Origin of the sequence: Vineibacter terrae, assembly GCF_008039615.1 — a bacterium.
In the GTDB taxonomy this organism is placed as follows: Bacteria; Pseudomonadota; Alphaproteobacteria; order Reyranellales; family Reyranellaceae; genus Vineibacter; species Vineibacter terrae.
This window is the reverse complement of sequence record NZ_VDUZ01000006.1, coordinates 103,514-127,992: the sequence shown is the minus strand read 5'-3', so window position 1 is coordinate 127,992 and position 24,479 is coordinate 103,514. Positions and strand designations below refer to the sequence as shown.

General features: G+C 66.8%; 21 protein-coding genes. 17 read left to right on the top strand and 4 right to left on the bottom strand.

What is annotated here, in order from left to right; genetic code table 11:
* The first annotated feature begins 18 nt into the window (after window positions 1-18).
* The 4 genes from FHP25_RS07340 to FHP25_RS07325 are packed head-to-tail and all read left to right on the top strand — an operon-like array spanning window position 19 to window position 5,197.
* Window positions 19-1,032, top strand: a complete 1,014-nt coding sequence (locus tag FHP25_RS07340; protein ID WP_147846267.1) for an ABC transporter permease — start codon at window positions 19-21, stop codon at window positions 1,030-1,032.
* Window positions 1,033-1,035: 3 nt separating this feature from the next.
* Entirely contained in the window at window positions 1,036-1,899 is an 864-nt protein-coding gene (locus tag FHP25_RS07335; protein WP_147846266.1) for an ABC transporter permease, read from the top strand.
* Between the two features lie 3 nt (window positions 1,900-1,902).
* Window positions 1,903-3,738: a dipeptide ABC transporter ATP-binding protein gene (locus FHP25_RS07330; RefSeq protein ID WP_178133358.1), complete on the top strand. Its 1,836-nt coding sequence runs from the start codon at window positions 1,903-1,905 to the stop codon at window positions 3,736-3,738.
* A 31-nt stretch (window positions 3,739-3,769) separates the two neighbouring features.
* Window positions 3,770-5,197 carry an amidase gene (locus tag FHP25_RS07325; RefSeq protein ID WP_147846264.1) on the top strand — a complete coding sequence of 476 codons (1,428 nt, stop codon included), beginning with the start codon at window positions 3,770-3,772 and terminating at the stop codon, window positions 5,195-5,197.
* Window positions 5,198-5,336: 139 nt separating this feature from the next.
* Here FHP25_RS07325 and FHP25_RS07320 read toward each other — a convergent pair whose 3' ends face one another.
* Entirely contained in the window at window positions 5,337-6,347 is a 1,011-nt protein-coding gene (locus tag FHP25_RS07320) for a Bug family tripartite tricarboxylate transporter substrate binding protein (protein WP_147846263.1), read from the bottom strand.
* A 916-nt stretch (window positions 6,348-7,263) separates the two neighbouring features.
* Between FHP25_RS07320 and FHP25_RS07315 the strand changes: the two genes are divergently transcribed.
* Both FHP25_RS07315 and FHP25_RS07310 read left to right on the top strand, forming a co-directional pair.
* Window positions 7,264-7,932, top strand: a complete 669-nt coding sequence (locus FHP25_RS07315; protein ID WP_178133357.1) for a DUF1326 domain-containing protein — start codon at window positions 7,264-7,266, stop codon at window positions 7,930-7,932.
* 19 nt (window positions 7,933-7,951) lie between these two features.
* Complete coding sequence (locus FHP25_RS07310; protein ID WP_147846261.1) at window positions 7,952-8,749, top strand: DUF2182 domain-containing protein; 798 nt, start codon at window positions 7,952-7,954, stop codon at window positions 8,747-8,749.
* A gap of 96 nt (window positions 8,750-8,845) precedes the next feature.
* Here the strand turns inward: FHP25_RS07310 and FHP25_RS07305 are convergent, their stop codons facing one another.
* Entirely contained in the window at window positions 8,846-9,313 is a 468-nt protein-coding gene (locus FHP25_RS07305; RefSeq protein ID WP_147846260.1) for a hypothetical protein, read from the bottom strand.
* A 184-nt stretch (window positions 9,314-9,497) separates the two neighbouring features.
* Between FHP25_RS07305 and FHP25_RS07300 the strand changes: the two genes are divergently transcribed.
* From FHP25_RS07300 to FHP25_RS07285, 4 genes are all read left to right on the top strand, one after another.
* Entirely contained in the window at window positions 9,498-10,343 is an 846-nt protein-coding gene (locus FHP25_RS07300) for an SDR family NAD(P)-dependent oxidoreductase (protein WP_147846259.1), read from the top strand.
* Between the two features lie 369 nt (window positions 10,344-10,712).
* Entirely contained in the window at window positions 10,713-12,005 is a 1,293-nt protein-coding gene (locus FHP25_RS07295; RefSeq protein ID WP_147846258.1) for an ABC transporter substrate-binding protein, read from the top strand.
* Between the two features lie 8 nt (window positions 12,006-12,013).
* Window positions 12,014-12,964: a carbohydrate ABC transporter permease gene (locus FHP25_RS07290; RefSeq protein WP_147846257.1), complete on the top strand. Its 951-nt coding sequence runs from the start codon at window positions 12,014-12,016 to the stop codon at window positions 12,962-12,964.
* Complete coding sequence (locus FHP25_RS07285) at window positions 12,961-13,803, top strand: carbohydrate ABC transporter permease (protein WP_218578245.1); 843 nt, start codon at window positions 12,961-12,963, stop codon at window positions 13,801-13,803. Before FHP25_RS07290 ends, FHP25_RS07285 begins: the two co-directional genes overlap by 4 nt.
* 2 nt (window positions 13,804-13,805) lie before the next feature.
* Here the strand turns inward: FHP25_RS07285 and FHP25_RS07280 are convergent, their stop codons facing one another.
* Complete coding sequence (locus FHP25_RS07280) at window positions 13,806-14,324, bottom strand: hypothetical protein (RefSeq protein ID WP_147846256.1); 519 nt, start codon at window positions 14,322-14,324, stop codon at window positions 13,806-13,808.
* 175 nt (window positions 14,325-14,499) lie between these two features.
* Between FHP25_RS07280 and FHP25_RS07275 the strand changes: the two genes are divergently transcribed.
* The 3 genes from FHP25_RS07275 to FHP25_RS07265 all read left to right on the top strand — a co-directional run bounded on the left by FHP25_RS07275 (window position 14,500) and on the right by FHP25_RS07265 (window position 18,168).
* On the top strand, window positions 14,500-14,814 hold the full coding sequence (locus FHP25_RS07275) for an NIPSNAP family protein (RefSeq protein ID WP_147846255.1): 315 nt from the start codon (window positions 14,500-14,502) through the stop codon (window positions 14,812-14,814).
* 15 nt (window positions 14,815-14,829) lie between these two features.
* On the top strand, window positions 14,830-15,744 hold the full coding sequence (locus tag FHP25_RS07270) for a dihydrodipicolinate synthase family protein (RefSeq protein ID WP_147846254.1): 915 nt from the start codon (window positions 14,830-14,832) through the stop codon (window positions 15,742-15,744).
* Window positions 15,745-15,954: 210 nt separating this feature from the next.
* On the top strand, window positions 15,955-18,168 hold the full coding sequence (locus tag FHP25_RS07265; RefSeq protein WP_147846253.1) for a molybdopterin-containing oxidoreductase family protein: 2,214 nt from the start codon (window positions 15,955-15,957) through the stop codon (window positions 18,166-18,168).
* Between the two features lie 563 nt (window positions 18,169-18,731).
* On the opposite strand, the gene pdxR is transcribed toward FHP25_RS07265, so the two are convergent.
* Entirely contained in the window at window positions 18,732-20,207 is a 1,476-nt protein-coding gene (pdxR, locus tag FHP25_RS07260) for a MocR-like pyridoxine biosynthesis transcription factor PdxR (RefSeq protein WP_147846252.1), read from the bottom strand.
* Window positions 20,208-20,390: 183 nt separating this feature from the next.
* Between pdxR and FHP25_RS07255 the strand changes: the two genes are divergently transcribed.
* The 4 genes from FHP25_RS07255 to FHP25_RS07240 all read left to right on the top strand — a co-directional run bounded on the left by FHP25_RS07255 (window position 20,391) and on the right by FHP25_RS07240 (window position 24,449).
* Window positions 20,391-21,563, top strand: coding sequence for an ABC transporter substrate-binding protein (locus FHP25_RS07255; RefSeq protein ID WP_147846251.1), 1,173 nt, complete (start codon window positions 20,391-20,393; stop codon window positions 21,561-21,563).
* 145 nt (window positions 21,564-21,708) lie between these two features.
* Window positions 21,709-22,623 (top strand): branched-chain amino acid ABC transporter permease, encoded by a 915-nt coding sequence (locus FHP25_RS07250; protein WP_147846250.1) that lies wholly within the window; start codon window positions 21,709-21,711, stop codon window positions 22,621-22,623.
* A gap of 1 nt (window position 22,624) precedes the next feature.
* Window positions 22,625-23,701, top strand: coding sequence for a branched-chain amino acid ABC transporter permease (locus FHP25_RS07245; RefSeq protein ID WP_147846249.1), 1,077 nt, complete (start codon window positions 22,625-22,627; stop codon window positions 23,699-23,701).
* Complete coding sequence (locus FHP25_RS07240; protein WP_147846248.1) at window positions 23,694-24,449, top strand: ABC transporter ATP-binding protein; 756 nt, start codon at window positions 23,694-23,696, stop codon at window positions 24,447-24,449. The genes FHP25_RS07245 and FHP25_RS07240 overlap by 8 nt, the downstream gene beginning before the upstream one ends.
* Window positions 24,450-24,479: the final 30 nt, after the last annotated feature.

Sequence of the window (24,479 nt, the reverse complement as noted above, 5' to 3'; positions counted from 1 at the left end):
CACCGGAGCAGTTCGTTCATGAAGCGATTCATCGTCTTCGCCGGCAAGCGGGTCCTGTTTGCGGTTCCGCAGCTGTTGGCGGTCTCGGTGATGGTCTTTTTCCTGATCCGGCTGCTGCCGGGCGATCCCACCTACATGCTGGCCGGGCCGTACGCCACGGTGGAGCGGATCGGCGAAGTGCGCAGCAGCCTGGGCCTCGATCAGCCGCTGCTCACGCAGTACGCCGGCTATTTGAAGCGAACCCTGACGGGAGATTTCGGCGTGTCCTGGCGGACATCGCAGCCCGTGCTGCTGGATATCCAGCAGCGCCTGCCGGCGACGCTCGAGCTGGTGATCGGCGCCGTCGTGGTTTCCGTGCTGATCGGCGTGCCCCTCGGCGTCGCGGTCGCCGTGAACCGAGGCGGCATCGCCGATCGGCTGGTCTTTGTCTACGGCATGCTTGCCGGCTCGCTGCCGGATTTCTGGATCGGCCTCCTGCTGATCCTGGTGTTCTTCTTCGCTCTGCAATGGGCACCACCGCCGGTCGGCCAGCTCGATTTCGGCGTGCCTAGCCCCGATCACATCACGGGCGCCTACATCGTCGACGCGGCATTGTCCGGCAACTGGGAAGTCTTCTGGTCGGCCGCCGGCAACATCGTGCTGCCGCTCGCGACCCTGGTGATCGTCTACATGCCCCTGGTGCTCAAGACCGCCCGCTCGTCGATGGAGGAGATGCTTGACGCGCGTTTCATGTTGCAGGCCAAGGCGAGCGGGCTGTCACGTTGGACGCAGCTGCGATACGCTCTGCGCAACGCGCTGCCTCCTGTCGTGACCGTCACCGGCATCGTCTGCTGGTTCCTGCTCGGCGGCGCCGTCCTGGTCGAGACCATCTTCGCGTGGGGCGGTCTCGGGCAATACGCTGTCGAGTCCGTCATCAACTCGGATTATGCGCCCATACAGGCGGTGGTGCTGATCATGGCCGTGTTCACGACCCTCGTGTTCCTGATCGTGGACATCGTCTACTATCTCCTCGACCCACGGATTTCGGTCTGACCCGTGAGCCATTTTCTCGACAGCGAGCTTTGGCGCTTCGCGCGGACCCGGCCCAGCATGATCTTCGGATTCGTGGTCATCGCGGTCAATCTGGCTTTGGCGCTCATCGGCCCGCTGATTGCGCCTTTTCCTGTTCAGGCGCCGGTCGGCGCCAGCCTGACCCCGCCCAACGCCACGCATTGGTTTGGCACCGACGTCTCGGGGATGGACATCTTCTCGCGAGTCCTCGCGGCGCCGCGCGTCGACCTGACCATAGCGCTGGTCTCGACCGCTGTGGCCTTCGCCTGCGGCGTGGCGCTGGGCGTGCTCTCGGGCTTCTTCGCAGAAGGCACGGCAATCGCCAGGTTCTTCAGCGGCGCAATCATGCGGGCCGCCGATATTTTCCAGGCTTTCCCGCTCTTCGTGTTCGCCCTGGCGCTGGTCGGGTTCAGCGGGCCGAGCACGCGGAACGTCATCATGGCCCTTGCCTTTCTCAACATTCCCTTCTTCTTGCGCCTTACCCGGGGAGCGGTTCTGCAAGTGCGCTCGCGAACCTTCGTCGAGGCCGCCATCTGCGCCGGCAACAGCAAGCTGCGAGCCGCCTTCGTGCATGTCATGCCGAATTCGATCGCCCCGGCGCTGGTCCATTTCTCGACGACGATCGGCTTTTCCATCCTGCTGACCGCGGGCCTCAGCTTTGTCGGCGCCGGCGTGCCGCCGCCCACCCCCGAACTGGGGCTGATGATCAAGGTCGGCGCGCAGAACATGATGACCGGGCAGTGGTGGACGGCGCTCATGCCAGGCCTGGTGCTTGCCGTGACCGTGCTTGCTTTCTCGGTGTTCGGCGACAATCTTCGTGTCTTTCTCGACCCCACCAGTCGAAGGTAGCTGGTGACAACGCTCCTCGAAGTTCGGGACTTGACCGTTGCCTTCGTTGGTGACCGGACCACGCGCGCGGTGCTGAGCGGGGTGAGCCTCAGCGTCGCCGACGGCGAGGTTCTCGGCGTCGTCGGCGAGTCGGGAAGCGGCAAGTCGATCCTGCTCGCCGCGATCCTGCGGCTTCTGCAGCCGCCCTGGCAGGTGCTCGGCGGCCAGGTGCTGTTGCGCGGCGAGAACTTGCTCGAGCAGGATGAGAGGCGACTTGCGGCGCTGCGCGGCAAGGAGCTGGCGCTGGCTCTCTCCAACCCGCGGCAACATCTCAATCCCATCCTGACCATCGGGCGGCAGCTGTCCGATGTCATCCGCGCGCACCGGCCGATCCCGCACGCTGCCGCCCTCGCCGCCGCCGCCGAGTTGCTGAAATCGGTCAACATCCCCGATCCCGTCCTCAGGCTGCAGGCCTACCCGCACGAGCTTAGCGGCGGCATGTGCCAGCGGGTGATCCTGGCGCTCGCGATCGCGAATGCGCCGAAGCTCCTGATCGTCGACGAGCCGACGAGCGGCCTCGATGTAACTGTCTCGGTGCAAATCCTCGATCTCATGCGCAACGCCGTGCGGAAGCTCAATTCCGGCCTGCTCGTCGTGTCGCGGGACCTCGGCGTTGTCGCCAACTACTGCGAGCGGGTCGTCGTCATGAATGCCGGACGCATTGTCGAGGAGGCAGAGGTCCGCCGGTTCTTCGCCACGCCGCAGAACGTCTACAGCCGAAAGCTGCTGCACGCCGCCGCCGCTGCCCGGGACGCCGATCTCGCCAGCAGCGGCGCCTCGCCGGTGCTGCTTCGCACCGAGCCGCAGCCGGAACATCCACTCCCTTCTGCCTCGGAGCCGCTCCTGGAAGTGCGCGACCTGATGAAGCGTTTTCCGGTGCGCGACGGCCGCGTCCTGACGGCGGTCAACGACATCTCGTTCGCCATTGGCCGTGGCGAGGCCGTTGGGCTCGTCGGCGAGAGCGGCTCGGGCAAGTCGACCGTCGGCCGCTGTGTCCTGCGGCTGATCGAGCCTACCTCTGGCACGCTCTGGTTCAAGGGGCAGGAGATCAGCAAGCTGGCAGGGACCGGGTTGCGGAAGCTGCGCGCCAAGCTGCAGATGGTCTTCCAGGACCCCTTCGACAGCTTGGACCCTCGCCAGAGCCTCAGCGCCGCGATCGAGGAGCCGCTCTCGCTGACGACCGACATGACACGGGGCGACCGCAAGGCGCGCGTCGCTGACCTTCTCCAGCTGGTCGGGCTCAGCCGGGACGCGGCCAGCCTCTATCCGCATCAAATGAGCGCGGGCGAGCTGCAGCGGGTCGGCATCGCCCGCGCCATCGCGACCCAGCCCGATCTGGTGGTTTTCGACGAGCCGACTTCGGCGCTCGATGTCTCGGTACGCGCGGACATCCTGAACCTGCTCAGGGACTTGCAGCAGCGACTCGGCATGTCCTACCTCTTCATCTCGCATGATCTGACCGCGGTGCGCCGGCTGTGCCATCGCACCGCGATCATGTATCTCGGCAAGCTTGTCGAGGTCGGCGAGACCGAAGAACTGTTCCGGACGCCGAGCCACCCCTATTCCCGGGCGCTGCTCTCATCGGTGCTCTATCCGGATCCCGCGCAGCGGCGCTCGCCCTTCTTGCTGAGTGGCGAGATCCCAAGCCCGATCGACCTGCCTTCGGGTTGCGCCCTGCACACGCGCTGTCCGATGGCGACTGCTGATTGCGCGCGCATCGAGCCCGCGCTCGAGGAGAAGGCTCCCGGCCGCCAGCTCTCATGCATCAACGTGGCCCCCGAACGATCAAAGACCCAGTGAATCGAGGTCCGAGCAGCAACGGGAGCGTGCAATGAGCGATGAGGATCTGGTCTGGTTCGGAGCCGCCGAGCTCGGCAGGCTCATCGCTGCCGGCGAGGTCACCTCACGGCAGGCGACAATCGCCTATCTTGACCGCATCGCGGCGCTCAACCCGGCGCTCGAGGCGTATGTGACCGTCACAGCCGACCGCGCCCTGACGGAAGCGGCCGCCCGCGACACCGAACTTGCAAATGGTCACCGACGGGGGCCGCTGCACGGCGTGCCCTATTGCTTGAAGGACGTGATCGCTACCGGGGGAATCCGGACGACTGCGGGTTCGACGATTCTCGCCGACTGGGTGCCCGACGCTGACGCGACGGTGGCAGCCCGCCTGGCGGCGGCGGGCGCCGTGCTGCTCGGCAAGGTCAACACACACGAGTTCGCGTTTGGCGTCACCACGCAGAACGCACATGCGCGCACGCGAAACCCGTGGGACCGGGAGCGTATTGCCGGGGGGTCCTCCGGCGGCTCCGGCGCGGCGCTCGCCGCTGGTCTCGCGGCATTCTCGATCGGCACCGACACGGCGGGATCGATCCGGCTCCCGGCGGCATTTTGCGGAATCGCCGGCATCAAGCCGACCTTTGGGCTCGTCAGCGCGGCGGGAGTCGTCGCGCAATCGTATACCTCCGATCACGTCGGGCCGATGGCTCGCACGATCGAGGACCTGGCCGTCGTGCTGGACGTCGTTGCCGGTCATGATCCGGAGGATCCGCACAGCCTGCCCAATGCGCCGACGGACAATGCGGCCACCCTCAAGCAAGGCGTCAAAGGCTTGCGGATCGGCGTGCCCCGCGAGCTCATGGTGCAGCCGCTGCAGGCCGCAGTGGCAGGAGCGTTCGAGGCCGCCAAGGAGGCTTTCCGGGAACTCGGCGCCGACGTGCGCGAGATCTCAGTACCGCTCCTCGCGCACGCAAGCACCATCAACAACGCGATCGTGCCGCCCGAGACGGCGGCGCAGCACCTCCACTGGGCTGAAACCTGGTTCAAGGCGAGGGTAATCCGCTATGGGGAGGATGTGGCGGCACTGCTCGCCACGGGGAGGGCTGTGACAGCGACCGGCTTCATCCACGCTTCGCGCGAGCGGAAGGCGCTCGCGGCCACCCTTGCCGAGCTGTTCGCAACTGAGGTCGATCTGCTGCTGACACCAACGGTCGCTGTCGCGGCAACGCACCCCACCCAGAAGACGTTGGACCTCGGTCGGCGCGAATTCGACCCGCTCGACGTCATGATCCATTTCTTGTGCGGGTTCAGCCTGGCAGGTGTGCCGGCGCTCGCCGTGCCGGCTGGGTTTGACCCGAACGGGATGCCGCTTTCGATTCAGATCGTTGGACGCCGGCTCGACGACGCCCGTGTCTTGGCGGCAGGGCGCGCGTTCGAGGGCGCCCGACCGTGGTCGGGCTTTCGACCGGCCTCAGTCTGAACACTGGTTGGTGACACACCTGCCATCCCGAGCGCAGCGAGGGATCTCCTGCGGCAGAGCGCACAGTGCGCCATTCGCAGGAGATCCCTCGCTGCGCTCGGGATGACAATCGCGACTCACTTTCCACGGAGAGCGGGTACTAGGAATCCATGGTGAATCCGATCTGCTTCACGATCGGCCCCCAACGGTCATGGCTCTCCTTCAGCAAGGTCGCGAGCTCGTGCGGCGTCGACGATTTGGCCTCCAGTCCCATGACCGCAATGCCGTCGACGACATCCTTCCGCGCCAGCGCCGTGCGCAGGACGGCGTTGGCCCGGTCCACGATCGCCGCGGGCGTGCCGCTCGGCGCAAAGAAGCCGAACCATTCGGAGAAGATCAGGTCCTTGTAGCCCTGCTCGGCAAAGGTCGGGACGCTGGGCGCGAACCGGCTGCGCGCGGCGCCCGAAACGCCGAGGTAGCGGATCTTGCCGACATTGACCTGCTGCGTGAACTCGCCGACCGGCGCCGACACCGCCTGAATCTGGCCCGCAACCAGGTCCTGCACCGCAGGCGCGGAGCCGCGATAGGCGACGTGCTTCAGCTCGATGCCCCCCGTGCGGCCCAGCATCACACCGATGAAATGCGGCACCGAGCCAGCGCCCGGCGAGCCGTAGTTGGCCTTGTCGGGATTTGCCTTGGCCCAGGCAAGGAAGGCCGGAATGTCCTTCACGCCGTCCGGCACGGCGGGGCCGACGCAGAAGCCGAAGTCGAACATGCACGCCAGCGTGACAGCCGTCACATCCGTGAAGGCGTTGTAGGCCAGGTTCTTGTAGATGTGCGGGTAGAGCATGAGCATCGAGGCGGGCGTCTGCAGCAGCACGCTGCCGTCGATGGCGGCACCCTTCATCGACTGCACCGCGATCTGGCCCCCGGCGCCGGGCTTGTTGTCGACGATCGCGGCCTTGGTATAGGTCGAGCCCTTCAAGCCCTCCGCCACACGCCGGCACAGCGTGTCCGACGTGCCGCCTGGCGGGAAGCCGGTGACGATCCGGACGCTCTCAAGCGGCTGCGTGCCCTGTGCACCGGCGCGGTCCACGAGCCCGGCAAACGCAGCAAGCGCGGCGGCAGCGCTCGACGTACGAAGCAAGCTGCGACGACGATGCTTCGACATGATGTTCCCCCAGCATGTGACGATCGATTTGAGATTGGCAAGTCTTCAGCCAAGGATGATCAACTACGCCATTTACAGATGGTATCGACGCGTGAATCGGATGCGAAGGGACAGTCTTGAATGCGACGACTGGAGCGAAGGCGAATGGCGAACGTATCAGCCGGCGTTTCCGGCGATCCGCATCAGACGCCTGCCGGCAGACCTGCGCAACACTCTTGACGACATTCCATGCCAAATTCACATCGGCGCGCCGCGAACCACATCAGACATGTGCAGCTCCGCCGGATCTGCCCTCTGACGGTTCGGTTTGGAGCCGCTGGCGATCACGATCTCCGGCACACCCTCATCGGCCCCACTCGGACTTCGCCAGCCCGTCCGCCATGTGATCGCAGTCGTCCTGCCGGTAGCACCGCGGCATGCGTTCGATATTCATGTCGATTGGAGCATCGATGCTCTCGCCTGTCAGATGTCCGGCACAGGGCTGGCACCTGGATTCGCTGGCCGCTGATGCACCCGTCATCCCGAGCGCAGCGAGGGATGACTGCTGGGACTCACCTTCTAGCGATAGCTGGCACTGGCGGAGGTGATTCTGGCCTCTTTCGTTTGCGCATCATGGCCGCCTCAGCAACCGTGGAGAGCCACCATGAATTCGCTGCGCGACTTGGCGATGTTCAACTTGGCATCTTCAAGCTGCGAGCAGTATCGGCCCGGCCAAAGGCCGGGAACTTAGGGCAGCCGTGCTGTCATTCGACACCCTCGAAAACTGAACGACAAGTGGGCTGGCTGCTTCCTCGGTTCCCTCGCCTGCGCTATGCTTTTTACTTGGCGCACAGACTTGTCTCCAAGGCCAACTCCCTTCGTGGGGCCTGCCTGTTGCTGGCGCTTCGGGAGCTTTCAGAACCAATGGGGGGAGACCATGACAGCGCGCGATTGGCGAATTGAAGGAAAGTACGTGGAGTACTGCAGCTGCGATCTCGGCTGCCCATGCGAGTCGATGGCCGATCCGACGTACGGGATCTGCACCGGCCTGGTGGCTTTCAAGATCGACAAGGGTCACTGCGACAAGGTTGATCTCGATGGCCTTGCGGTCGTGGGCACGTTCTACTTTCCCAGGGCCATCCACCACGGCCAAGGCGTTTTCCAGCCGATCGTGGACGAGCGTGCCGATGATGCTCAGCGGGAAGCGCTTTTCTACATCCTGTCCGGCGAAGACCAGAAACCCGGCACGATGTTCCAGATCTTTGCGTCCATCATCGAGACCATCAAGGATCCGCAATTCGCGAAGATCACGTTCGATTGGAATCTTGAGAAGCGGTCTGCCCGCATCGAGGTGCCGGGCTTCGTCAAGGCCACCAGCGAGCCGATCCGCAATCCCGTGACCGACGAAGAACACAGGATGCTGACGGTGTTGCCGAATGGCTGGGTGTTCCATGAGGCCGAAGGCGCCGCGGGCTTCGCGAAGGGGACTGGTGCCATCAAGTTCGACTTGAGCCGCCGCCACAGTTCGCTGGCCAACGTTGCCTGGGGTCCGAACGGACTGGCCTACTCCTACGACGAATACAGGCAGAGATACGGTCGTCCGTAGCGAATCGGCATCCGAAACGATGGTGACGCCGCCGGCATCGCTGCTCGAACACCTGCTGCGCCGCGATCGAGCAGTGGTGGTGACGGCTTTGCTTGGGGTGGCTGGAGCTTCCTGGCTCTGGGTCGTTCTGGGCGCCGGCACGGACATGAGCGCGATCGAGATGACGCGCATGCCGCGCGACATGGTGATGACTCCTGCGGTGTGGACACCCGGCTACGCGGCGCTGATGCTGTCGATGTGGTGCGTGATGATGGTTGCGATGATGCTGCCGAGCGCCACGCCCCTGCTGCTGATCTATGCGAAGGTCAGCCGACGCGAGCAGGCGGCGCAGCGACCTGGGGGATCGACCGCGGTGTTTGCTTCGGGCTACCTCGCGGCCTGGGCCGGGTTCAGCGCGGTGGCGGTCGCGCTGCAGTTCGGTATGGAGCAGAGCGGCCTGCTGTCCGCGATGATGGTGACGACCTCCGCTTGGCTTGGCGCCGGGATCCTGATCGCTGCCGGATTGTGGCAACTTACGCCGATAAAGCAGGCGTGCCTGCGCCAGTGTCGCGCACCCATCAGCTTCCTGGCGATGCATTGGCGGGAAGGACGCAGCGGCGCATTCCGCATGGGAGCAATCAATGGCTTCTATTGTCTGGGATGCTGCTGGTTCCTGATGGCGCTGCTGTTCTTCGGCGGCATCATGAACCTCTGGTGGATCGGGGGCCTCGCGGCCTACGTGCTGCTGGAGAAGCTGATGCCGATAGGGCATTCGTTAAGCTATTTCACCGGTCTGGCGCTGGTCGCATGCGGGATTTGGCTGGCATCCGGCGCTTGATCGAGCAGGACGGCGCTGGCGAGGCGCTCTGGACTCAGACTTCGAGCATCCCGCATCCTTCTTCCTGGAAGGGCCACACGGACATCGGCGGGCGGGTCAAAGAGCAACTGCGATCAGCTTTTCGGCGAGTGGCCCACCGCCCACGGGAAAAACGATGAACTGCTTGCCACCGGACATATAAGTGATCGGGGAGCCGGTCGCATTGGCCGGCAGCGGGATCTCCGCGAGCATCTCGCCCGTCGCCTTGTCGTACACCCAGAGGTGCGGATCGAGGTTGGAAAGGTCGCTGATCCGGCGATTGGCCTGGAGGATGGCATGGTCCGGGGATTTCCAGCGCCACGCGACATGCAGGCCCCTGGCGTTCTCCCGGTTGATCTGGACAAGAGGCGAATAGCGGGCCGCCGCGTAAGTTCCGGCGTATGCCGGCCGTTCGCCACGTGACAGCGCTGCGGTAGAGTCGGGCAGCGCACTGGGAACAGCCTGCGCGTTCGCAGTGATCGGCAGGCTCGACAACAGTATTGCGCCAACTGTTCCCGCGAGCCCGAGCAAGGCATGGAAATGCACCTTCGATCTCCCTTCGCTCGATGGCTTCATCCGAAGGTGCTTCCGATCATATATCTCCTGCGCGAGGCGTGACAGCGGCCGGTTCCCGGACGCTGGCAGCTGTTCGACCACCTTGTCCCGGCTTGAGCAATGACGCAGGCTACAGTTGAATGGCATCCAGAACGATCAATAGAGGGAGAAGCGCTTGAAGGACCTGGCAGGGAAGACCGCGTTCGTCACCGGGGCCGCGTCGGGCATCGGGCTCGGCATCGCAACCGCGCTTGCACAGGCCGGCGTCAAGGTGATGCTCTGCGATATCGAGGAGGCTGCGCTCGCCGCGGCCGTCGAAGGCTTGAAGCGCACCAACGCTGACGTCGCGTTGGTCAGAGCGGACGTGTCGCTGAAGGCCGAGCTCCAGGCGGCGGTGGAACAAACCCGCGCCAGATACGGCGCTGTTCATATCCTGATCAACAATGCGGGCGTGGGCGGCGGCGGGTCCTACGGCATGTGGAACGACGCCGGCTGGAGCTGGACCCTTGGCGTCAATCTCATGGCCGTGGTCTGGGGAGTCGAGATCTTTGCCCCGATGATCGAGAGCCAGGGCGGCGGACACATCGTGTCGACGGCCTCCATCGCCGGCCTGATCTCGGGCGGCAGCACGCCGTACAATGTGAGCAAGTACGGGGTGGTTGCGCTGTCGGAGGGGCTGCGCCACGAGCTCGGCCCTCGCGGCATCGGGGTGTCGGTTCTCTGTCCCGGCTTCATCCGCACCAACATCATGAGCTCGCAGCGCAATCTGCCCGAGCGCTTCGCCGGCGCGACGAGGCCCCCGCCATTGGACGGTGCGCGGCTGGAACGGATGAAGCAGATGGTCGAGCGCGTCAGCGGCGGGATTGACCCGCTCTATGTCGGCGAGCTGGTCCGCGAAGGCATCGAGAACGACTGGCCCTACATCTTCACCGACTGCGAGTTCGAGCCGATGATCGAGGCCCGCTTCGGCGAGATCAAGCGCGGCTTCGACAGGATCCGCGACCGCAAGGCGCGGCGGTAGACACGCAACATCGGCGGCGGCAGCGCGATCGCATATGGGAGCATCAGTGCTATCTCCTCGCCCCGCGCCCCAGCAAATAAATCCTGATGCCTGTTTTTGGACTCCTTGTGGCCGGCGCGGGCCGACTGTATATAGGTCGCGTGCTATGCGTTGGCCGCCGCCGGGCCGACAATACGGGCGTCTCGCTGGTTGCCGCGCCACGCAACAGTTTCCGTTCTTTTCGACGTTTGCGTCGGCCTGTTTGGCCGATGAAAATGCATTGCCGGGGATTTCTGGCAGTTTCGCTTCCCCGCTCAAGTCTCTGGTAGGATGATCGAAAAGAGTTTCTGGTATTTCTGGCGCGCACGCGCGACACGCAGGGAGGCAGGGATGCGCAGACGAGCGTTCATCGGGGGATCGGCCGCGCTGGCCGGCGGGCTGGCCGCGGCGCCGGCGGCCGCGCAAGGCGCGGTCGAGGTGTCGTTCTTCTATCCCGTCGCCGTCGGCGGGCCGATCACCAGGATCATCGACGGCCTGGCCGCCGACTTCGAGAAGGAGAACGCCGGCATCAAGGTGAAGCCGATCTATGCCGGCACCTACCAGGAGACCATCGTCAAGGCGCTGACCGCGCACAAGAGCGGCACGCCGCCGGTGACCTCGGTGCTGCTGTCGAGCGACATGTTCACGCTGATCGACGAGGACGCGATCGTGCCGTTCGACGAGCTCATGAAGGGCCCGGACGACGCGGCCTGGATCAAGAGCTTCTATCCCGCCTTCATGTTCAACAGCCAGACCGGCGGCAGGACCTGGGGCATCCCGTTCCAGCGCTCGACCATCGTGCTGTACTGGAACAAGGAGCTGTTCAAGGAGGCCGGGCTCGATCCCGAGAAGCCGCCGGCGACCTGGGACGAGCAGGTGGCGATGGCCGCCAAGCTCACCAAACGCGACGCCGGCGGCAATGTCAGCCAGTGGGGCATCCAGGTGCCCTCCTCGGGCTTCCCCTACTGGCTGTTCCAGGGCTTCACCACCCAGAACGGCGTCGACCTGATGAACCAGGCCGGCGATGCGACCTATTTCGATGCGCCGGAGGTGGTGCAGGCGCTGCAGTACTGGGTCGACCTCAGCCGCAAGCACAAGGTCCAGCCGCCGGGCATCATCGAATGGGGCACCACGCCCAAGGATTTCTTCGAGCGCAAGACGGCGATGATGTGGACCACCACCGGCAACCTCACCAACGTGCGCTCCAACGCCAAGTTCCCGTTCGGCGTCGCCATGCTGCCCGCCGGCAAGCGCCGCGGCAGCCCGACCGGCGGCGGCAATTTCTACGTCTTCAAGAAGTCGGCGCCGGAGCAGCGCGAGGCGGCGCTGAAGTTCATCAAGTGGATCACCACGCCGGAACGGGCGGCGCAATGGGGCATCGACACCGGCTACGTGGCCGTGCGGCCCGACGCCTGGGAGACGCCGGCGATGAAGAAGTACGTCGAAGGCTTCCCTGCCGCCGCCGTGGCCCGCGACCAGCTCCCGCATGCCGTGGCCGAGCTGTCGACGCACGAGAACCAGCGCGTGACCAAGGCGCTGAACGACGGCCTGCAGGCGGCGCTGACGGGCACCAAGTCGCCCGAGCAGGCGATGAAGGACGCCCAGGCCGAAGCCGTCCGCATCCTGCGGCCGTACAAGAAGTAGTCCCCGGCATGGCTGACGACGGGTCGGGCCGCGTCGCTCCAGCGACGCTCATACATGACAGCAGCAAAGAGCGCCGCTGGAGCGGCGCGGCCCCGGCGGCAGCCATCCATGGCTGGCTGCTGCTGCTGCCGGCGCTGGCGCTACTGGCGTTGTTCACGCACTTCCCCGCCGTCGCGACGCTGATCGACAGCTTCTACTCGACGCCGCGCGGCGCCCGCGGCTCAGTGTTCATCGGCCTGGACAACTACCAGACCATGGTCGAGGACCCGGTGTTCTGGACCTCGCTGGTCAACAGCATCTGGTTCGCGCTGGGCACCATCCCGATCTCGATCGCGCTTGCCATCCTGATGGCGGCATGGGTCAACGACCGCATCGCCGGCCGCACCCTGGTGCGCATGGCCTACTTCACACCCACCATCCTGCCGATGATCGCGGTGGCCAACATCTGGCTGTTTTTCTACACGCCGCAATACGGCCTGCTGGAGCAGGTGCTGGGCGCCTTCGGCGCGCCCTCGCACAACTGGCTGGGCAGCCGCAGCACGGCCCTGCTCTGCGTCATCGTGGTGGCGATCTGGAAGGAGGCCGGCTTCTTCATGATCTTCTACCTGGCGGCGCTGCAGCAGATCCCGCCGCATCTCGCCGAGGCGGCGGCGCTGGAAGGCGCCTCGCGCTGGACCTTCTTCCGCCGGGTGCAGTTCCCGCTCCTGATGCCGACGACGCTGTTCGTGCTCGTCAACGCCGTGATCGGCGCCTTCCGCACCGTCGACCACGTCATCGTGATGACCCGCGGCGGGCCCGACAACGCCACGTCCCTGCTGCTATACCACCTCTACCAGGTCGGCTTCAGCTTCTGGGACACCGGCTACGCCGCCGCCATCACCGCCGTGCTGCTGGCGATCCTGGCCGCCTTGGCCTTCGGCCAGTACTTCTTCCTCGAGCGCCGGGTGCACTACCGATGAGCGGCCCGCTGCGCGTCGATCCCTACGAGCCGCGCGGCCTGGCGCGCGTGATCGAGAGCGCCGGCGCCGGCCTGCTGGCGTTCCTCTGGGTGCTGCCGCTGCTCTATGCCGTGTGGACCGCGTTCCATCCGGCCGAGTTCTCGGCCCGCTTCACCCTCGGCGCGCCGCTCACACTGGAGAACTTCGCGCGTGCCTGGGAGGCGGCGCCCTTCGCGCGCTACTTCCTCAATTCGTTCCTGCTGGTGAGCCTGGTGCTGGCCGGTCAGTTCGTGCTCTGCACGCTGGCCGCCTATGCCTTCGCGCGCTACGAATTCCCCGGCCGCGAGATCGCGTTCATGCTGGTTCTGGTGCAGCTCATGATCATGCCCGACGTGCTGATCGTCGAGAACTATCGCACCATGAGCCGGCTGGGCATACTCGATTCGATCCCGGCCATCGCGCTGCCCTACATCGCCTCGGCCTTCGGCGTCTTCCTGCTGCGCCAGACCTTCAAGACCGTGCCCAGGGAGCTCGACGATGCGGCCCGCGTCGAAGGCGCCAACGCGCTGCAGGTGTTGCTCAAGGTCTACGTGCCGCTGGCGCGGCCGGTCTACATCGCCTACGGGCTGGTGTCGGTGAGCTACCACTGGAACAACTTCCTGTGGCCGCTGATCGTCACCAACTCTGTCGAGTCGCGGCCGCTCACGGTCGGGCTGCAGGTCTTCTCCTCCGGCGATCAGGGCATCGACTGGTCGGTGATCTGCGCCGCCACGCTGATGACCTCGGCGCCGCTGCTGCTGGCCTTCCTGCTGTTCCAGCGCCAGTTCGTCCAGAGCTTCATGCGCGCCGGGATCCGGTGAGCTCAGCCGGGTGCCGCCAGCAGGCCGAACCGGCCGTTCTTGTCGACGCCGAAGGTGTTCGACTTGTCCGCCCGGTTGTAGACCCAGATGTGGTTGTCGGGAATGTTCATGCCCCGGAGGTGGCCCACCAGTGTGTCGATCCAGGTGCCCGAGCTGCCGATGGAGATCGCGACCCAGGGATTGTGCGGCACCATCCGTGTCTGGATCGCCGTCATGCAATTGGTGTAGCGGGTGCCCTGCACCGAGCTCAGGTGGGCGCAATAGCCGTTCGCGAACGCCTCGTTCGCTCGGCCCCAGACGACGCACAGCCCCATGCAGTGCCCCAGCCCTGTCGTGCCGACCGACTCGGTGGCCGCGAACGACACTTCCAGCTCGCCCGGCTTGGCAAAGGCCCTGCCGTTGGCGACGCTATCCTGGGGCAGGACGATGGTCGGGCCCTGCAGCGCGGCCGGCACGGGTGTGCCGTCGATCAGGGGCGGCGCGTCCGTTCCCTCCGGGTTGACCGTGTACGTCTTGGGCATCGTGTCCTCGGCTTTGTGCAACCCAGCATAGGTCCGCGGGCCGGCAGCGGACAGGCCCAATCGCGCCATCCTGGAGCAATGGCCCTACGGTCCGGCACGGCATTGGTGCTTGGTCGCAGGCGCGGGAGGATCGACCCTGCCGATCCAGACACCCGGTTCGGATCGAGGCACAGGCATGATCGTCGAGGAACGGATCTACACGCTGCAGCCCGGCAAGGTCGCCGACTACTTCCGCATCGAGGCGGAACACGGCGCCGACATCTATCTCAGGACCATGGGCAATGTGGTCGGCATCTTCACGACCGAGGTCGGCACGCTCAACCAGGTGATCCACATGGTCGCCTTCGACGACCTCGCCGACCGCACGCGCCGCCGCCAGGCGCTGCGCGCCGATCCCGCCTGGGAAGCCTACGCCCGCCAGGTGCGGCCGATGATCGTGCACCAGGAGAACCGGCTGATGGTGCCGGCTCCGTTCTCGCCTCTGCGCTGAGGCCAGGAGATTCCCATGACGAAGGACATGAATGGTGTGGTGAGCTTCCTGCTCACGCCCACGACGGCCGATGGGTCGATCGACGGCGAGCGGCTCTGCCGCCTGGCCGATGAGCAGATCGCGGCCGGTATCGACGGGCTGACCTTGTTCGGCAGCACCGGCGCGATTGGCTCGTTCACCGAGGACGAGCGGCGCGGCGCGGCTGAGGTGCTGGTGCGCCATGTCGCCGGCCGCGTGCCGGTCATGATCGGCACCGGCGCCATGACCACGGCCGAGGCCGTGCGGCTGTCGCGGCACGCCGAGCAGGCGGGCGCCGACGCCGTGCTGGTGGTGCCGATCACCTACTGGCTGCTCACCGACGAGGAGCTGCTGGCGCACTACCGCGCCATAGCCGGCGCGATCGGCCTGCCGCTGATGCTCTACAACAATCCGCGCCTGAGCGGCGTCGACCTGCAGCCGCATGTCGTGGCGCAGCTCGTGGAGACGCCCAACATCGGCGCCATCAAGGAGGCGGCGCCGGACCTGATGCGCGTCAGCATCCTGGCCCAGATGCTGCCGGGCCGCCTGCGCATCTTCGCCGGCCGCGACGCGGCGGCGTTCGAGATGCTGATGCTGGGCGCCGAAGGCTGGACCTCGGGCCTGGCCAACATCACGCCGCGCCATTGCGTCGAGCTGTTCCGCCTGGTGCGCGGCGGCGAGATAGACGCCGCCCGCGCGCTGTGGCACCGCCTCTCGCCGATTGCCACGTTCACCCGCGACAAGGGCCTGGTGCGCGCCTGTCACACGGCCTGCGAGATCATGGGCCGACCCGCGGGCCGGCCGCGCCCGCCCATCGGCGTGCTGTCGTCCGAGGATGCCAGGCGGCTCGAGGCCCTGATGACGGCGCTCGGCGACGTGGTCCCCGCCCCACGCAAGGTGGCGGCGGAGTGACATCATTCCTTCCCCACGCTTGCGTGGGGAAGGTGCCCGAAGGGCGGATGGGGAGCCGACGTGGTCTCCGTTACAAAAATCTCGTCGGCTCCCCTCCGCCCCTTCGGGGCACCTCCCCAACTTCGTTGGGGAGGAAGTCATGTCCATGGTTCGGCGGCTGTCGAATCATGATGCGTTAGACACCCGACGGAGTGGTGTTAGGGTAAGTCCATGGCACACGGAACCATCTACCAGCAGCCGCGGGTGGCGCCGCGCGCAGGCGAGACGATCGTCACCAGCACCTGCGGCCACAATTGCGGCGGGCGCTGCGTGGTCAACGCTCATGTCGCCGATGGCCGGATCGTGAAGATCTCGACCGATCCCGGCAAATGGAACCCCGAGTTGCCGCCCCTGCCGGCCTGCGCCCGCGGTGTCGGGCAGATCGAGCGCACCTATCACCCCGACCGCCTGCGGTACCCGATGCGCCGCACCGGGCCGCGGGGCTCAGGCCGGTTCGAGCGCATCACCTGGGACGAGGCGCTGGACGCGGTGGCGCGCGAGCTGCTGCGGGTGCGCGCGCAGCACGGCAACGCCGCGATCCTCGACGGCTCGCGCTCGGGCAGCCTGTCGATGCTGCACGGGCGCGGCGCGGCCAAGCGCTTCCTGCACATGTTCGGCGGCTGCACCGACCTGTGGTCCAACATGTCGGCCGAGGCGGAAATCTTCGCCGTGCATATGACCTTCGGCGCCAAGGCCGACTACAAGTCGTCCGGCCGCGAGCCGACCGACTATGTCAATTCCAGGCTGATCCTGATGTGGGGCTGGAGCCCGGCCGACGGCACCTTCGGCACCGGCACCCAGCGCTACCTGAAATGGGCCAGGCAGAAGGGCGTGCGCATCGTCTGCGTCGATCCCCGCCGCACCCGCACCAGCAGCGCGCTGGCCGACGAGCACATCTTCATCCGGCCCTCGACCGACGCCGCGGCGCTGATCGCCATGGCCTATGTGATCGTGAGCGAAGGCCTGCACGACCAGGCCTACTGCGACCGCTACGTGCTGGGTTTCGACGAGGAACACCTGCCCGAAGGTGCGCCGGCCGGCGCCTCCTACCGCTCCTACCTGCTGGGCCTGAACGACGGCGTGCCCAAGACGCCGGAATGGGCAGCCGAAATCACCGGCATGCCGGCCGAGACGATCCGGCGGCTGGCGATCGAGTTCGGCACCACCAAGCCGGCGGCGCTGCAATGCGGCTACGCGCCGGGCCGCACCGCCTATGGCGAGCAGTTCCATCGCGCCGCCTATGCGCTGGCGGCCATCACCGGCAATGTCGGCATCGTCGGCGGCAATTCCGGGGTCAGCAACGGCGCCACCGGCCGCGCCGGCATCCGCAGCCTGCCCACCGGCAGCAACCCGATCAAGGCCCGCGTGTCCTCGCCGCTGCTGGCCGACCTGCTGACGCGCGGCAGGGCCGGCGGCTACCCGGCCGACATCAAGCTGGTCTACTCGGCCGGCGGCGACCTGTTCAACCAGGCGCCCAACGCCGGCAAGATGGCGGCGTCGCTGGACGGCATCGAGTTCATCGTGGCGCAGGACCACTTCCTGACTCCGACGGCGCGCCATGCCGACATCGTGCTGCCCGCGACCACGTTCTGGGAACGCAACGACGTGCACACGCCATGGGCCGGCGCCGGTCACTATGCGATCTTCATGAAGCAGGCGATCGCGCCGATGGACGAGTGCCGCAACGACATCGACATCTTCGCCGACCTTGCGCGCCGCGTCGGCATCACCGGCTACAACGACACCAGCGAGATCGACTGGCTGCGCGAGCTCACCAAGGACGCGGTCGACGATTTCGAGGCCTTCATGGACAAGGGCGTGGCCCGCTTCCCGGCGCCGCAGGACGCGGTCGCCTTCGCCAGGCAGATCCGCGACCCCGACAACCACAGATTCTCGACGCCCTCGGGCAAGATCGAGATCTACTCGATGGCGATGGCCGCCGACCCCGATCCCTATGGGCTGGGCGCCATGCCGCCGATCCCGACCTGGATCGCGCCGGTCGTGCCCGACGCGCGTTATCCCCTCAGCCTGTGCAGCCCCAAGTCGCGGGCGCGCACCCATTCGATCCACGGCAACCAGACCGACCTGGCGCGGGTCGACCCCGACGATGTGTGGCTGAATCCAGCCGACGCCAAGGCGCGCGGCATCAGGGACGGCCAGAAGGTGCGGGTCTTCAGCGCCCATGGCGCCACGGTGCTGCCGGCCCGGGTCACCGACCGCATCGCGCCCGGCGTGGTGGCGATCAAGGAAGGCGCCTGGTTCACTCCCGGCGACGACGGCACCGACCGGCAGGGCTGCGCCAATGCCGTCACCGCCGACCGCTCCGCCCCCTGCGGCGCCACCACCTACAACACCAACCAGGTCGAGGTGGCGGCGGTGCAGTAGCTGTCACCTCCTTCACACCTCTCCCCGCGAGAGCGGGGAGAGGGAGGGGCCCGCGCGCAGCGCGGGAGGGTGAGGGGTACGAACGGACAGTCTCTACTCCCACCGACAGGGTCCGATCGTCCTTACCCCTCACCTTCCCATGCCTTCGGCATGGGCCCCTTCCTCTCCCCGCTCTCGCGGGGAGAGGAAGATTGAGACGAATGCCTGCTTTCGTTCCGATTGTCAGGCGACCGACGACATCCCATATCAGCAGAACTTGTTGAGCGTTCCCGCCGCCGGGGCAAACGGGCGCAGGCCTCGTCCGCCGAAGCAGGCCTCGGCTGCGAGGCTTGAACGCCGGTTGCTGACGTCAAGCAACATCCTCTGCACCGCCGTCGCGTGATGCCATGCATGTCCCCACAATACTGATCGGGTTCCACCGACACGAAATAGCGCCAATGGCGCTGCCGCCGCATGCCGTGCCGGTGCACGGCAAACCCTTGTCAACGTTGGCGGATTCCAACTCCGCAAATAGCGCAAATGGCGCCGACCCTTTCAGAGCACGCGCGTCCGCAAGAGGAGCCTCAATTCTCCCGCCCCAGCGCACGGCCCAGCAGGCGGATGCCGGCGTCGATGTCGCGCTCGCTCAGGGCGCCGTAGCCCAGCAGCAGGCCGGCGGATTGGGGCTCGCTGAGATAATACGGGCTGATCGGGTAGACGCCGACGCCGGCCGCGGCGGCCGTGGCGACGATCACGCCCGTATCCGACGCCGGCCGGTCGGGGAACCACGCCACCAGATGCAGGCCGGCGTTGGAGCCCTGCACCGTCACGCTGTCGCCGAAGGTGCGGGCCAGCGCCTCCAGGAGCGCCGCGCGGCGGCGCGCGTTCTGCGTGCGCGCGCGGCGCACATGGCGCTCGAAGTAGCCCTCGGCGATGAAGTCGGCCAGCACCGACTGCGGCAAGGTCGGCGTATGCCGGTCCGACAGATGCTTGATCGCCAGGACCGGCTTCAGCAGCGCCGGCGGCAGGACCAGGAAGCCGATCCGCAGCGACGGGAACAGCGTCTTGGACATGGTCCCGACATAGATCACCTGCCCGGCGGCATCGAGCGCCTGCACCGCCTCGACCGGGCGCCCGCCGTACCGGAACTCGCTGTCGTAGTCGTCCTCGACGACATAGGCGCGGGTCTTGCGCGCCCAGGCCAGCAGCGCCAGGCGGCGGGCCAGCGGCATCACCGCCCCGGTCGGGAACTGGTGCGAGGGCGTGACATAGGCCAGCCGGGCCTTGGCCGCCGCCGCCGGCGCGCGCTCGATGTCGAGCCCGTCGCCGTCGACCGGACACGGCACCAGCTCGGCGCCGGCCGCCTGGAACACTTCGCGCGCGCCGAGGTAATGCGGCTCCTCGACCAGCACCTTGTCGCCCGGGTCGATCAGGGTGCGGGCGATCAGGTCCAGCGCCTGCTGCGAGCCGTTGACCACGATCACCCGGTCTTCCGTGCAGTCGACCGCCCGGGCGCGGCGCAGATAGTCGGCGATCACCTGGCGCAGGCGCGGCAGGCCGGCGGGATGGGCATAGCGCGATGTCTCGCTGGAGAACCGCCGTGCCTGGCGCGCCAGCAGCCGGCGCCAGATGTCGCGCGGGAACTCGGCGACGCCGGGCAGGCCGTAGCGGAAGTCGAAGCGCACATTGGGCACCGACGGCGCCATCGACGGCGACAGGATGATCTGTGCCCGCTTGGCATAGGCCGAGATCCCCAGCGCCGCGCCGTCGGCCACAGCCTCGGGATGCGCCGACCGCGGCGGCGGCGGTCGCAGCACGTCGTCGGGCAGCTCACGGGCGACGAAGGTGCCGGCGCCGACATGCCCCTCGACATAGCCCTCGGCGCGCAGCTGGTCGTAGACCAGCAGGATGGTGTTGCGCGACACGCCGGCATCCTGGGCCAGCGTGCGTGTCGCCGGCAGCCGGGCCCCCGGCTGCAGCTCGCCGCGCAGGATCGCCTCGCGCATCCAGCGGTAGAGCTGCTGGTAGATCGGCCCGGCCTGATCGGAACGGATGAACATGGCGCAATGGTACTACGAAATCGCCCTCAACCAGCGGCCTCAACGACCAATTCGTCCCGCCGCCCAAGAAGGGAAAACGTTTGTGACCCCACCGGTTTTCGGCTTCTATACGCGCCAGCCAAACCTGCCCGCGTCACGTGGCGGGGACACCGGTGGTCATGTGCTTAAAGGGAGACTTCCGCCATGAAGAGAGGGCTTCTCGCCTCGGCGGCGCTGTTGGGCCTGCTGTCGGCGCCCGCCTGGGGCCAGCAATCGATCAAGATCGGCTTCATCTCGACCTACTCAGGGCCACAAGCCTCGATCGGCCAGGACATGCGCCGCTCGGTCGAGCTGGCGGTCGAGCATCTCGGCGGCAAGATGGCCGGCAAGCCGATCGAGGTGATCTACGAGGACGACCAGTTCAAGCCCGAGGTGGGCAAGCAGAAGTCCGAGAAGCTGGTGCAGCAGGACAAGGTGAACTTCGTCGGCGGCTACATCTGGTCGAACGTGCTGCTGGCCTCGCTGAAGACGGTCACCGATGACGGCGACACCATCCTGATCAGCTCGAACGCCGGCCCGTCGCAGATCGCGGGCGAGCTGTGCAGCCCCAACTACTTCTCGACCTCCTGGCAGAACGACCAGACGCCCAGCGCCATGGGCCAGTTCGTCCAGGACAAGGGCATCAAGAAGGTCTACCTGATCAGCGCCAACTACGCCGCCGGCAAGGACATGCTGGCCGGCTTCAAGCGCACCTTCAAGGGTGAGATCGTCGGCGAGGATCTCACCAAGTGGCCTGACCAGCTCGATTTCTCGGCCGAGATGTCGAAGATACGCGCTGCCAAGCCGGACGCCGTCTTCACCTTCTTCCCTGGCGCCCATGGCGTGCAGTTCCTGTCGCAGTACGCCCAGACCGGCCTGAAGGGCACGATCCCGCTCTACACGGCGTTCGTGATCGACGCGCTGTCGCTGCCGCAGCTCAAGGACCTGGCGCTGGGCGTGCCCGGGGCGCAGTCCTGGGTCAACGACCTGCCCAACGAGCAGAACAAGAAGTTCGTGGCTGACTTCAAGAAGAAGCACGGCGTCTACCCGTCCTTCTACGGCGCGCAGAGCTACGACACGATCATGCTCATCGCCTCGGCGGTCGAGGCGCTGAAGGGCGACCTGTCGAGCAAGGACAAGCTGCGGGCCGAGCTGAAGAAGGCGAACTTCAAGTCGCTGCGTGGCGACTTCAAGTTCAACAACAACCACTTCCCGATCCAGAATTTCTACATCCAGGACACGGTCAAGGACGCCGACGGCAACTACACGCTCAAGACCGTCGGCGTGGCCATGAAGGACGCCAAGGACGCCTACGGCGACAAGTGCAAGATGAAGTGAGGCGTTCCCCTCCCCAACGCAGTTGGGGAGGTGCCCCGAAGGGGCGGAGGGGAGCCGACGCGGTCTTGGTCATCAACACCACGAGCGGTCCCCATCCGGCGCTTCGCGCCACCTTCCCCACTGACGTGGGGAAGGGAAGAGTGCCATGACCCTGCTGATTGAACAGACACTCAACGGCATCCAGCTCGGGCTGCTGATGTTCCTGCTGGCGGCCGGGCTCACGCTGGTGTTCGGGATCATGGATCTCGTGAACCTGGCGCACGGCTCGCTCTACATGTTCGGCGCCTATTTCTGCGCCAGCTTCACCGCCTGGACCGACTCCTTCGTGATCGGCGCCCTGCTGGCGCTGCCGGCGGCACTGCTGCTGGGGGTGATCGTCGAGGTGGTGGTGGCGCGCAAGCTCTACCGGCGCGACCACCTCGACCATGTGCTCGCCACCTTTGGCCTGATCCTGATCGCCAACGACCTGGTGCGGCTGGTATGGGGCCCCGACGGGCGGCGCATCCCTCTGCCGGCCTGGCTGAACCAGCCGATATACCTGACACCCGACCTGCCCTACCCGACGTATCGCTTCGCCGTGATCGTGGTCGGCGCCGCCGTGGCGCTGTTCCTCTACTGGCTGGTGACGCGCACCCGCACCGGCATGTGGATCCGCGCCGGGGCCTCCAACCGCACCATGATCGGGGCGCTGGGCATCAACGTCGAGCTGCTGTTCACCCTGGTGTTCGGCCTCGGCGCGGTGCTGGCGGCGCTGGCCGGCCTGATGGCGGCGCCGATCGTGACGGTCTCGATCGGCATGGGCGACAACATCCTGATCCTGGCTTTCGTGATCATCGTCATCGGCGGCATCGGCTCGATCAAGGGCGCCTTCATCGCCGCCATGATCGTGGGCATGATCGACACGCTGGGCCGGGCGCTGCTGCCCGACCTGCTGAAGACCTTCCTGTCGGTCGCCGCCGCCAACACGGCGGCGCCGGCGCTCTCCTCGATGATGATCTATCTGCTGATGGCCGGCGTGCTGGTCTGGCGGTCGACCGGCCTGTTCGGTGCCCGTGGCTAGCATGGCCGGCCTGCTGACGCCGCTCACGACCTGGCGCGGCCGCATCACGGCGCTGCTGCTGGTGCTGCTGGGCCTGCTGCCATGGTACGCGCCCTGGCTCGACGCTGCCGGGATCATCAGCCAGAAGTTCGCGCTCACGCTGATGACACGGGTCCTGATCCTGGCCATCGCCGCCGTCAGCCTGAACCTGATCCTGGGTTATGGCGGCATGGTGAGCTTCGGACACGCCGTCTATATCGGGCTGGGCGGCTATACCGTGGGCATCATGGCCCATCACGGGGTGCAGGACGGCTTCCTGCAGTTCCCGCTCGCGATCGGTCTGTCGGCGCTGCTGGCGCTCGCCATCGGCGCCCTGTCGCTGCGCACCCGCGGCGTCTACTTCATCATGCTCACCCTGGCGTTCGCCCAGCTCCTCTACTACGTGGGCGTCGGGCTGGAGGCCTATGGCGGCGACGACGGCCTGACGATCAACCGGCGCAGCGATTTCGCCGGCCTGCTGCCCACACGCGGCCTGGACAAGATCGTCGCCTTCTACATCGTCTCGTTCGTCGTGCTGGTGCTGGTGCTGTGGCTGGTCCATCGACTGGTGAATGCGCGCTTCGGCATGGCGCTGCGCGGCACGAAGTCCAACGAGACCCGCATGCAGGCGCTGGGCTTCGCCACCTTCCACTACCGGCTGGCGGCCTTCGTGATCGCTGGCGCCATCTGCGGCCTGGCCGGCGCGCTGCTGGCCAACCACACCGAGTTCATCTCCCCCGCCATGATGCACTGGACGCGGTCGGGCGATCTCATCGTGATGGTGGTGCTGGGCGGCATGGGCAGCCTGTTCGGCCCGCTCTACGGCGCCATCGCCTTCCTGCTGCTGGAGGAGTTCCTCCCGAGCCTGCTGCGGCTCGTCCTCACCTGGCTGCACGGCGGCATCAGCGCCGTGCTCGGTGGTGCCGCCATCGGCACGCTCGATGCATGGCTGCGGCTGGCCGAGTACTGGCAGATCGCCCTGGGCACGATCATGATCCTGGTCGTGCTCTACGCCCGCGGCGGCATCGACAGCCTGTTCGGCCGGCCGCGCCATGGCTGAGACGATGCTCAAGGTGGACAGCTTGGTGAAGCGCTTCGGCGGCCTGGTCGCCACCGACAGCCTGTCGCTCGACGTGCGCGCCGGCGAGGTGCACGCGCTGATCGGCCCCAACGGCGCCGGCAAGACGACCTTGATCGCGCAGCTGTCGGGCTTCCTGCAGCCGGACTCCGGCCGCATCACGTTCGACGGGCGCGATATCACCCTCCTGCCGGCCGCGGCGCGGGTGCGGCTGGGCCTGTCGCGCTCGTTCCAGATCACCAGCGTGCTGCGCGACTTCACGGCGCTCGACAACGTCGCGCTGGCCGAGCAGGCCCGCCAAGGCCACTCGTTCCGCTTCTGGCGGTCGGCGCGCGCCGACCGCTCGCTGCGGGCGCCGGGCCGGGCCGCGCTGGAGGAAGTCGGCCTGGCACATCGCGCCGACGACCCTGCCGCCAGCCTGTCGCACGGCGAGCAGCGCCAGCTCGAGGTGGCGATGGCGATGGCATGCGATCCGCGGCTGCTGCTGCTGGACGAGCCGATGGCCGGCATGGGACCCGAGGAGTCGGCGCGCATGGTCGACCTGCTGCGCCGCCTGCGCGGCCGGCGCACCATGCTGCTGATCGAGCACGACATGGATGCGGTCTTCGCCCTGGCCGACCGCATCACGGTGCTGGTCTACGGCCGCGCCATCGCCACCGGCACGCCGGCCGAGATCCGGGCCAACGAGGCGGTGCGCACCGCCTATCTCGGCGAGGCGGAGAGTGGCTGACATGGTTCGGCACCTCCGTCATCCCGAGCG

Coding starts and splice junctions, on each gene's coding strand:
- FHP25_RS07250 (WP_147846250.1), top strand. CDS start 21,709: ATGACCCTGCTGATTGAACAGACACTCAACGGCATCCAGCTCGGGCTG.
- FHP25_RS07290 (WP_147846257.1), top strand. CDS start 12,014: ATGGCTGACGACGGGTCGGGCCGCGTCGCTCCAGCGACGCTCATACAT.
- FHP25_RS07275 (WP_147846255.1), top strand. CDS start 14,500: ATGATCGTCGAGGAACGGATCTACACGCTGCAGCCCGGCAAGGTCGCC.
- FHP25_RS07325 (WP_147846264.1), top strand. CDS start 3,770: ATGAGCGATGAGGATCTGGTCTGGTTCGGAGCCGCCGAGCTCGGCAGG.
- FHP25_RS07320 (WP_147846263.1), bottom strand. CDS start 6,347: ATGTCGAAGCATCGTCGTCGCAGCTTGCTTCGTACGTCGAGCGCTGCC.
- FHP25_RS07265 (WP_147846253.1), top strand. CDS start 15,955: ATGGCACACGGAACCATCTACCAGCAGCCGCGGGTGGCGCCGCGCGCA.
- FHP25_RS07245 (WP_147846249.1), top strand. CDS start 22,625: ATGGCCGGCCTGCTGACGCCGCTCACGACCTGGCGCGGCCGCATCACG.
- FHP25_RS07280 (WP_147846256.1), bottom strand. CDS start 14,324: ATGCCCAAGACGTACACGGTCAACCCGGAGGGAACGGACGCGCCGCCC.
- FHP25_RS07255 (WP_147846251.1), top strand. CDS start 20,391: ATGAAGAGAGGGCTTCTCGCCTCGGCGGCGCTGTTGGGCCTGCTGTCG.
- FHP25_RS07295 (WP_147846258.1), top strand. CDS start 10,713: ATGCGCAGACGAGCGTTCATCGGGGGATCGGCCGCGCTGGCCGGCGGG.
- FHP25_RS07340 (WP_147846267.1), top strand. CDS start 19: ATGAAGCGATTCATCGTCTTCGCCGGCAAGCGGGTCCTGTTTGCGGTT.
- FHP25_RS07240 (WP_147846248.1), top strand. CDS start 23,694: ATGGCTGAGACGATGCTCAAGGTGGACAGCTTGGTGAAGCGCTTCGGC.
- FHP25_RS07315 (WP_178133357.1), top strand. CDS start 7,264: ATGACAGCGCGCGATTGGCGAATTGAAGGAAAGTACGTGGAGTACTGC.
- pdxR (WP_147846252.1), bottom strand. CDS start 20,207: ATGTTCATCCGTTCCGATCAGGCCGGGCCGATCTACCAGCAGCTCTAC.
- FHP25_RS07310 (WP_147846261.1), top strand. CDS start 7,952: ATGGTGACGCCGCCGGCATCGCTGCTCGAACACCTGCTGCGCCGCGAT.
- FHP25_RS07270 (WP_147846254.1), top strand. CDS start 14,830: ATGACGAAGGACATGAATGGTGTGGTGAGCTTCCTGCTCACGCCCACG.
- FHP25_RS07285 (WP_218578245.1), top strand. CDS start 12,961: ATGAGCGGCCCGCTGCGCGTCGATCCCTACGAGCCGCGCGGCCTGGCG.